Here is a 9,924-nt window from a genome sequence, read left to right on the forward strand (position 1 = left end):
TATAAGAGACAGGTATATATCTATCTTTTATCATAAAAAAGACTAATAAATCAACTCATAGATATATATTCAAGTATGAAGGAGCTTTCACAAATGTGATTGTATTGTAAGTGAAATATTGATTGAGGTATAAGAGGATGAAAGGTAGTAATAAGATTTTATTGTCTGCTGTTATGATGACTTTATTGTCATCTACGATGGCTATGCCTAGCACATGGGCTGCAGCAGGTCTTAATTCTGATGGACGTATTTTTGCAACTACTGCAGATAGTAAATTTGAAAGTACAGGTGATACGACTGCGAATGGTGTAGTCGCATCTGATGGTGGTCAAGTTACAATTGGCTCTTTGGACACTCCTGATGCATCTCAATTGCCTAAACGCTATCGTCAACCAGCTTTCATTACAGGCATGCTAAATAACAGTTCCATCCAAGTAGATGGCGGGATTATGGACGTGACTACTGCACCATGGAAGTCTCCATATCCAGTAGCGTTTGCATATAATAGTAAAATTAATCTCGGCATTGATGATGCGGGTACTGTAAAACACAAAGTGTTTAATATGCAAGGTGATGTGCTGGTATCTGATAAAATGATGCCTCCGTATCAAGAACAGCAACCATCTGTGATCAATATCGGCCTAGGCCGTGCGCATAATAGCCCTAACCAATTTTCTGGCAAAGCTGTGAATACCTTAGAGGATAAGGGCGGCGAAATCAACATGACCTTTGATGGTGGCATGTGGAGCCATGATTACATGGGTGGCTTGGAATCTTTCAAAATTGATGGTAAAACGGAACGCAGTAGTATTAATAACCTCACAGGCACTCGTACGCGTGAAGGTTTCAGCCGTATTGCGCAAGATTCTCGCAGCGACATTCATGTAAATAAATTGGACGGCCATATCAATGTTATTTATGACATGAGTGATAGCACGGGCTTGAACTTCGCTAAACAAGGCTCCAAGAAAAATGGTCTTGATCCGGCTGATATCGAGGGTGGTAACTTCATCGTGAAATCCGCTGCGACTGGCTCTGGTGTGCATGGCTATGTAACAGGTGATCATCTTGATACTTCCTCTGAAAGTAATGTAAACAAGATTTTAGATAACTTGGCCCACAAATTCTATTATGAAAACTATGTAAAGGGTGAAAGAAACCTTTCTGGTACAGTATCCATCGCTTCTAAAGGTATCGTGTCTAGCTATAAAAAAGCGTTGACTACAGATCAAAAAGAAGGGGATATTACTTGGAAAGATGGTAATGGCCAAGGCTCCTATGTGGTGCCAGAACCAAAACCTACACCGACTCCAGATCCTAAACCAGTTACACCTGTAACTCCAGATCCTAAACCAGTTACACCTGTAACTCCAGATCCAAAACCGGTTACACCAGTGACTCCAGATCCAAAACCAGTTACACCAGTGACTCCGGATCCTAAACCGGTTACGCCTGTAACTCCGGATCCTAAACCAGTTACACCTGTAACTCCGGATCCTAAACCAGTTACGCCTGTAACTCCAGACCCAAAACCAGTTATGCCTGTAACTCCAGATCCAAAACCAGTTACGCCTGTGACTCCGGATCCTAAACCAGTTACACCAGTAACTCCAGACCCTAAACCGGTTACACCTGTAACACCAGCACCTAAACCAGTAAATCCTAATCCTGTTATTCGCGGTGCTTATGATACACCTCATATGCGTGGTATTCGTTCCGCTGTAGTAGGAAATATCAACGCTTGGCGTACATTAGCTGACGATATGTATCGTCCTCGTGTATTGCAACAAGGTGAACCAACTGGTATTTGGGCTCGCATCGGTGGCGGTAAATACAGCTACTCTGGCAGCGGTATCGACACAGCTACAGATTATACACGCATCCAAGGCGGTTATGATGCTAAAATCAGCCGTGGTTGGACTGTAGGTGGTCAAGTATCTTACCTTCGCGGTTCTGAAGACTATGTATTCGATGGTTCCGGCAAGGTGAAATCCTTCTCCGTAGGTGCTTATGGTTTGAAAGACCTTGGCAAAGATCAATATGTACATGTAGAAACTCAAGTTGGTCGCGTATCTAATGACTTCACAGCTCGAAATGAAATTGGTGAAGCTATGTCTGGCGATACAAAATCCAATGCGTATAGCATCGGTGTTCGTTATGGTAAAACATTGAAATATGCTAATGGTTTCTATGTAGAACCACAAGCACAATTGAACTTTACACACTTCGGTGGCCGTAACTTCAATGTAGGTAATGTATTTGTTAACCAATCTAGTGTAAACAGCACTTCTGGTAAAATCGGCCTTGAATTGGGTAAACAATTTGGCAATGGTAACCTTTATACACGTTTTGCAGCAGGTCATGCTTTCACAGGCAATGTAAAAACCGCATTTGCTAGTGGCAGTGTTGCGAAATTAACAGAGCAAGACCTTAAAGGTACTTGGACTGAACTTGCTTTCGGCGGCCGTTATGGCTTCAATAGCAACAATAGCGTATTTGCTGACGTTGCCACAGGTTTGTCTGGTGACTACAAAGCAGACTGGGGCGTAAACGCAGGTTTCACACATAAGTTCTAAGTGTAGATTTATTAAATAATCTTTTGTACAATAGCTAACATATATAGCCTCCTAATAATAGAGTCATGACTTTATTATTAGGAGGCTTTTATTGTATGGAGTATAGAACTAACTATATAGCCACCTATGCATTTTTCTTCTAACCTTAATGAAAAACTATATAGACGAAATACGATATATCGTGTATACTAATGAAAATGTAAGCTACTAGAATCATTATTGATTGAAGCACACTGTATTAATAAATTTACCATGCTTAGTATGGGGGTCTCTATGGGGATAAAAGTTCCTCAAGAGATAATATCTATTACATGATAAATGAAGTAGCTCTGGGGAGGGCACTTCGAGAGAGGAGACTTATGAAACTAATTAAATTATTACCAGTTATGGCAATTGCTTCTGTATGTGTTGCTGGCCAAGTACATGCGGCACAAGATCCTTTGATGATGCCTGAACAACCTGCAGCTCCTTTGACTGCAGAACAACAAGAAATCTCTCTTGCTGTACCTAGCGAAGAGGTAAAAGCTGTAGTATCTGAATTTGCAGCATTCCAATTGGGTATGAGCAATGCTTTAATCCAAGACGACAATCGCGTAATGTCTGGTCAACAACGTTATACTAATAACGTGTTGTACTACATGAATGTTCGTCGTGACTGGTACATTACAAGCCATCGCTATAAAAAAGATAGCTATGCTCGCGTAGCATTAGATCGCTTGTACTTAGATTACAAAGAATTTTTCACAAACCACACAACTGTGTCTGACATGAACAAAGCTGAATATGAAAACCAAATTTTGGCAATTCTTGAAAAGAATACAGCTAACATGTCTAATGATGAATTGCGTTTCTACATGAACGAAATGGTAATCTACAGCTTGAAAGAAGCTATGCGTGACGGTAATAACCGCGTTAAACGTATCCGCTAATCGGTATATACAACTATATATCTATGAAAGAGGTAACGGCATAGGCCGTTACCTCTTTTGTTTTCAAAACAAATGCCCTCGTAGGAACAAATTCCATGGGGGTTTGTTTATTCATTAATTATATTATCTGATTTATTCTTTATGAATTATTATTTATGTTATTTACATATTTTTTCGATGGCAGTATAATCTACTTGTAGAATTATGAGGAAAGTATGAAGGAGAAGTGTTTTGTAGTGTAACAAGGGAGGCGTATGATTATGAATCACGCAAAGAAACTACAATTATTAGCAGTACTCGGAGTTTTGACTATATCTTCGGCAAGCTTGGTTCAAGCTGCAGATATTCCTGTTGTTTCTAGTGGTGGTGCCACTTATAACATTGGTTTACAAGGCTGGTCATCTTTCACTAACTCAGATAATGTACATCTTGGCGGTCAAACTGGGGCGGCTAATAGCGATCCCTATGCCCATGTAGGGGATCCAAATGCAAAGGGTAATAATATTGCCATCGGTCGTCTTGCCTTGAATGGTTCTCAAGGTGGTGGTAACGTAGCGCTTAGCTCTAAGACATTTGTAGGCGGTAAAGGTGATTATAACTTCTTAGGTAACTTTGCCGCAGGTTATAATTCAACCATTTCCGATACCATTGCTATCGGTTACTTTACAGGTTCTTACTCTCAAGGTAATAAAAACGTATGGCTCGGTGCCTCTCAAGCTGCCGGTAGTAAGGCTAACAATACCGTATTAATCGGTTCTAACTCTACTGTAAATGGTGATTTTAACTATGGTATGGGCCATGGCGTTATCTTTAAAGGCGATAAGAACTCTGCTATTGGTGCTTACAACAAGATTGAAGGTAACCAATCCGGCGCCTTTGGTGTAGGTACATATAATGTGGACACTGTTAAGGGGGATAATTCCTACAGTGTTGGTAACAAGAACCAAGTGAGTGCTAATAATACATTCGTAGTGGGTAATAATGTGAAAACATCTCTAGACAATGCAGTTGTATTAGGTAATAATTCTACTGCTGAAAGTAGTGATGTAGTGAGCACTCCTAGTTATACCTACAATAATGGTGTTACTGAAAGCTTCGCCGGTACTGCTCCTGTGTCTACTGTATCTGTTGGTGCAGCAGGTCAAGAGCGCACTATCACTCATGTTGCAGCAGGTCGTATTACAGCGGATTCTACAGATGCGGTTAACGGCTCCCAGTTATATGGTACAAACCAACAAATTGATGTATTACACCGCGATGTACGCCACGTGGAAAAAGAATCCAACCGCGGTGATGCTCGTGCCGCAGCACTAGCTGCATTACATCCACTACAATTTGATCCTGACCACAAGGTTCAAGTTATGGGTGGCTATGGTCACTACAAGGGCGAAAATGCATTGGCTCTTGGCGTAGGTTACTATCCGAAAGAAAACCTACTGCTTACAGCAGGTACAACTGTAAGTGGTGATTTGATGACTAATGTAGGCGTATCCTATAAATTCGGTGAAAATAAAACATTGCCTAAGATTTCCCCTGCATCCTATAACGCATTGGAACAACGGGTAGATACATTAGAAGCACAAAACAAAAAACTACAAGAAACAGTAGATATGCTTGTGCAAAAACTTAATGAAAAATAGAATCTAATATCAAATATTTAATATTCAGTGTAGTAATATAGAATAAGCTTTAATATTGATAAAGGATATGAAAGAGGTAATAACATGGTTATTACCTCTTTTTATATACATATAATAGTAATATAATACGTTTCTAGTGACCTCTTATCTTGACATACATAAACATTATTCGATACACTAGTATATATTTCATTTGTTGTTCATGAATTTTAAATGTAGAGAGTAATGAAACGTATTGTGTGTATCGCCTTGAGCGCCCTATTGTGTTGTGTGGGTACAGCTGAGGCAGAAAAACAACAAGTACATAATGATAAGGGCGTAGTGTCTGCAAAAACTAATGCTCAAACAGAGCGCATGAAGGCCGCATCAGAGGGCTTTCACATTACGCCTGCTGCTACACCAGACCATGTGATTGGCCAAGGTGGGCCGCTCATCATGGATCGGCAAGATACTAAGACCGTGCAGTATAGCAATGTGGATGCAGTGAACCGCGCCATTAATGCGGTGGCTATGTCCAATGTATCTAATGCTATGTATGGTGCCAAAGGTAAGCCGTGGATGCGACGCACTACGCTGAGCTTTCAGTTCCAAGAAGGATGGAAGCCGCTGTATTCTGCGGAGACTATTCAGCCTCTAGGTCATTACGATAATACCTCTCGTGATGTGTGGTTTACGCAGCAGCGTATTTCTCGTGCCTCTGATACGGGTACTACCCTTAACGTAGGTGTTGGGTACCGTCGTATTTCCAAGGACGACCGTCGTCTCTATGGGGCTCATTTATTCTATGACCACCGCTTCTTAAATCGTCACGATCGACTCAGTGCTGGTCTTGAATATATGTCTGGTGAAAGCGAGTTTCGTTTTAACTGGTATGGTTCTGCTTCCGATGAACGTGTTTTGGATGCGAACCTGCATACCTTAGAGCGAGTCTCTAATGGTTATACCTTAGAATATGGTAAAACCTTTAAAAATGCGCGTTGGGCTAGAGTCTATGTTGAAGGCTATCACTGGAACCAGGATCGACAAGCTGATAAGAATGGTTTGCGCATAGGATCTGAGCTGCAACTTACGCCGCGTGTATCTGTAGATATGGGATACAATAAACCGGAACATAGCTCTGGCGGTGCATATGGTAAAATTACGTTCCGTTTAGCGGGAGCTCCGATGGCTTGGTATGGTGGCAAGCATCGTTTAGAACAATCTGCAACGGTTCGCGATAAAATGCTCAACATCGTAAGACGAACTAATACGGTTTTTGTTGAACAATAATTTTGATAACTGAATAGACAAATTGAATGGTCATGCCATTTCCTGCATTCATTTTATTTTAATGAAAATTAAATGAAAAATAACCTACTATTGTTCCTATATAAGTGATATACTCTAGGTAAGGGAAACGTTAGTGTTCATATCAATTGTTCTTTAAGATAATGGCTTTTTATAAAAGCCATTATCTTATTATTTGATGCCGTGTGATCGCCCGTTCATCTTAGTTACTCTCCAACTATTTGATAATCTTTGTGTTGTGTTTACTTCAAAATCTCTCTCTTAATAACAAACCTATATCATACGGCACCGGTAAGGGGTTCGCCTTCCTCTTACCAAAAAAAGGATAGTTAATCCTCATCGATTAACTATCCTTTTTATATTCTCTTAATAGATATATAAATTACTGTTTACAAAATTCGTATAAGTGCTACAATATTCATATAAGACTCATGAATAAAAAGTGAATTTTAATGCAAAGAGAGTATGATAGGTTTTGTAGTTTGTAAATGGAGGTTCTAAACTATGAACAAACGGAAACGTTTATTAACTTTGTTAATCAACGGTGTGCTATTATCTAGTTTATGTGTTGTAGCGAGTGCAGCCGATATGGCAACGGGCGCAGGCAATGGCGTTGCTTATGGTACAGGCAGTAATGCACCAAAAGTAGAAAACGTAGCGATTGGTAATAATGCTAAGATTGGTTATTCCAGTGGTGCTAGTGCTGCTACAGGGGATATCGTAGTCGGTAAGGATGCTAATATTAATAACTATGCTAGCCAAGGTGGTAGTATTGCTATTGGTAAAAATGCAAAGATTGAAAATATGGCCGGCGGTGTAGAGGCTAGCTTTGCCTTAGGTCAAACAACATATAGTGGTAATCTCTTCTCTTCTGCAAGAATGCCTGCGGATCCAACAAAGGTAGTAGGTAGCGTAGCTATTGGGGACAATACATTTGCTCGTACTGGTAGCACTATGATTGGTTCCCATAACTACAAAGGTGACCTTGGCGATACTACAGTAGATACAGCGACTACTCGTACGTATGCATTGAATGCTTATGCCACTACAGTAGGTGCCAATAGCTTTACAAATGGTGCATTTGCCACAAATACAGGTACCTATAATATTATCTCTAGTGGATATACTGGAGGTCGTTTTTCTAATCCGGCAAAAAATCTAGGTGCTACTATTAATGGTTCTTTAAACAGCATTGAATCTAAAACCGCAAACAGTACTTACTCTGGTGTTGCTAATAGCATTGTCGGTACAGCAAATAGAACGTTCAATTCTAATGGCTCTCTTATTATGGGTGCTGGCAACGAAATAACAAACTCTGTTACATATCTTTCTGGTACACCAGATGATGGCGGTAATTCCGCTAAAGAATTAGCTGAAAAATTACGCACTGCTGTAAGAGATGCTAATGGCGGTGGCGCCACAATGGCCCTCGGTGGTGGCAACAAGGCTGACTACACATTGCGTACATCAATGATTGGTATTAACAATACTGTAACAGGTACTAATGGTGCTAAAAGTGCAGACAACCTTGTTATGGGTGTAGGTAATACTGCATCTAATGTACAGCATTTGACTGCTATTGGTTCTAAGAACACTGTATCCGATGCTAATAATACAGTTATCGTTGGTGACAACCGCAATGTAACAGGTGCTAATAACTCTGTTATTATTGGCTCTAGCGATGCAGAAACTACTACAACTGTAAATGATGCAGTGGCTATTGGTCATAACACTGAAGTATCTGCTGAAGGCGGTGTAGCTCTTGGTAGTAAATCCAAAGCGACTGTAGCAGCTGGTGCAGCTGGTTATGATATCAGCACAAAAGCGGCATCTACTGATACAAGCTCCACATGGAAAGCCACAGCATCTGCTGTATCCGTTGGCGACGTAGCTAATGATGTAACACGTCAAATTACATCTGTTGCAGCTGGTACAAATGATACTGATGCGGTAAACGTAGCACAACTTAAAAAGGTAGAAACTAAAATCTCTACTGTTGAGGCAGATGCTAAAAAACATACTACTGTAGTAGCAGGCGATAATACAACTGTTACATCTGGCACTAATGCTAATGGCGGTGCGGAATACAAAGTAGCTGTTAATAAAGACTTAGTAGAAATGAGCTCTGCTAACTTCGGCAAAGCAACTGACGACGTTCGTGCTCGTATCGATAAAGACAGTGCTCGCTTCTTTAACGGTAGCGAAAATATCGGTGTTACACCTAAAGGTATCCAAATCGAAAACACAGATACCTTAGAACAAGCAAAATTCGATAAATACGGTATGTACGCAAGTGAAGGGGACAAAACAGTTTACTACACTACAACTGGTATCAGCGCAGGCGACCAAATTATTAACAATGTGAAAGCTGGTGTAGCAGATACTGATGCAGTTAACGTATCTCAACTTAAACACGTACAAGATCAAATCGCAGCATCTACTAGTGTTACAACTGTAACAGCTGGTGACCACATTAAGGTAACACCAACTGTAAATGGTAATACTCACGATTACAAAGTATCTCTTGCTGATGATATTGCTGACCAAATTACAAATAACACAACAAATATCAACAAAAATACAAATGATATCAAAAATATCAAAGGCGACTTATCCAAGATGGATAAACGTGTCAATAAATCCGTAGCAGGTGCAGCAGCGTTAGCAGCATTGCATCCACTTGATTTCGATCCAGATGCTAAATGGGACTTTGCTGCAGGCTATGGCCATTATCGCAGTGGTGATGCAGCAGCTATCGGCGCTTTCTACCGTCCTAACGAAGACGTACAACTTAGCGTAGGTTCTACTGTTGGCAGTGATGAAACAGTATTCAATGCTGGTTTATCTGTGAAAGTAGGCGCTCATAGCAATGTATCTCGTTCTCGTGTAGCAATTGGTAAAGAAGTATTAGCTCTTAAGAAAACAGTAGCTGAACAAAATGCTCAAATTCAAAAATTGACTACATTGTTGAATGGTGTTGCTGGTACTAAGATGAAAGCCGATCACACAACATTGTTCCCAGATATCCCTACAAACCATTGGGCATATGAAGCTGTAAGCGATTTATCTCGCCGTGGTTTAGTAGAAGGCTATCCAGATGGCACATTCGGTGGTGACCGCATGTTAACACGTTATGAATTTGCTCAAATCGTATACCGTGCCATTCAAGACGGCGTAACAGTTAATGATCGCCTTGTAACAGAATTCAGCCCTGAAATGGCTTTGTTCCGTGTTGATACTGTAGCTAAAAATGCTAAAGGTGAACCAACAATCGAACGCGTTCGTGTTAATAAAAAATAAGGATACTATTAGTTTATAGTGTTCACACAACTTAATAAGTAGCGACTATGCATACCTCAACTCCACCCCGAGGTCGCATAGTAGTGAATATAAAAAGCGTAACTGATGAGACGGCACTCTTATCAGTTACGCTTTTACTATGTGCAGATATAAATATGAATCAATATATCAATCAATATATCAATCTATATC

At 40.3% G+C, this 9,924-nt stretch carries 5 protein-coding genes; all 5 read left to right on the forward strand.

The features are described from left to right. The first annotated feature begins 137 nt into the window (after window positions 1-137). The gene (locus tag QZ334_RS04915) at window positions 138-2,576 is read left to right on the forward strand and encodes an autotransporter outer membrane beta-barrel domain-containing protein (protein ID WP_295232415.1); all 2,439 of its coding nucleotides are present in this window, start codon (window positions 138-140) and stop codon (window positions 2,574-2,576) included. A 359-nt stretch (window positions 2,577-2,935) separates the two neighbouring features. After that, on the forward strand, window positions 2,936-3,505 hold the full coding sequence (locus QZ334_RS04920) for a hypothetical protein (RefSeq protein WP_295221011.1): 570 nt from the start codon (window positions 2,936-2,938) through the stop codon (window positions 3,503-3,505). 260 nt (window positions 3,506-3,765) lie between these two features. Further along, entirely contained in the window at window positions 3,766-5,145 is a 1,380-nt protein-coding gene (locus QZ334_RS04925; protein WP_295232417.1) for a YadA-like family protein, read from the forward strand. Window positions 5,146-5,370: 225 nt separating this feature from the next. Continuing rightward, window positions 5,371-6,414, forward strand: a complete 1,044-nt coding sequence (locus QZ334_RS04930; protein WP_295232419.1) for an inverse autotransporter beta domain-containing protein — start codon at window positions 5,371-5,373, stop codon at window positions 6,412-6,414. A 522-nt stretch (window positions 6,415-6,936) separates the two neighbouring features. Then, window positions 6,937-9,732 (forward strand): S-layer homology domain-containing protein, encoded by a 2,796-nt coding sequence (locus tag QZ334_RS04935; protein ID WP_295232422.1) that lies wholly within the window; start codon window positions 6,937-6,939, stop codon window positions 9,730-9,732. Window positions 9,733-9,924 lie beyond the last annotated feature (192 nt).

The organism is Veillonella sp. (assembly GCF_019414865.1).
GTDB lineage: Bacteria > Bacillota > Negativicutes > Veillonellales > Veillonellaceae > Veillonella.

Coding starts and splice junctions, on each gene's coding strand:
- QZ334_RS04915 (WP_295232415.1), top strand. CDS start 138: ATGAAAGGTAGTAATAAGATTTTATTGTCTGCTGTTATGATGACTTTA.
- QZ334_RS04920 (WP_295221011.1), top strand. CDS start 2,936: ATGAAACTAATTAAATTATTACCAGTTATGGCAATTGCTTCTGTATGT.
- QZ334_RS04925 (WP_295232417.1), top strand. CDS start 3,766: ATGAATCACGCAAAGAAACTACAATTATTAGCAGTACTCGGAGTTTTG.
- QZ334_RS04930 (WP_295232419.1), top strand. CDS start 5,371: ATGAAACGTATTGTGTGTATCGCCTTGAGCGCCCTATTGTGTTGTGTG.
- QZ334_RS04935 (WP_295232422.1), top strand. CDS start 6,937: ATGAACAAACGGAAACGTTTATTAACTTTGTTAATCAACGGTGTGCTA.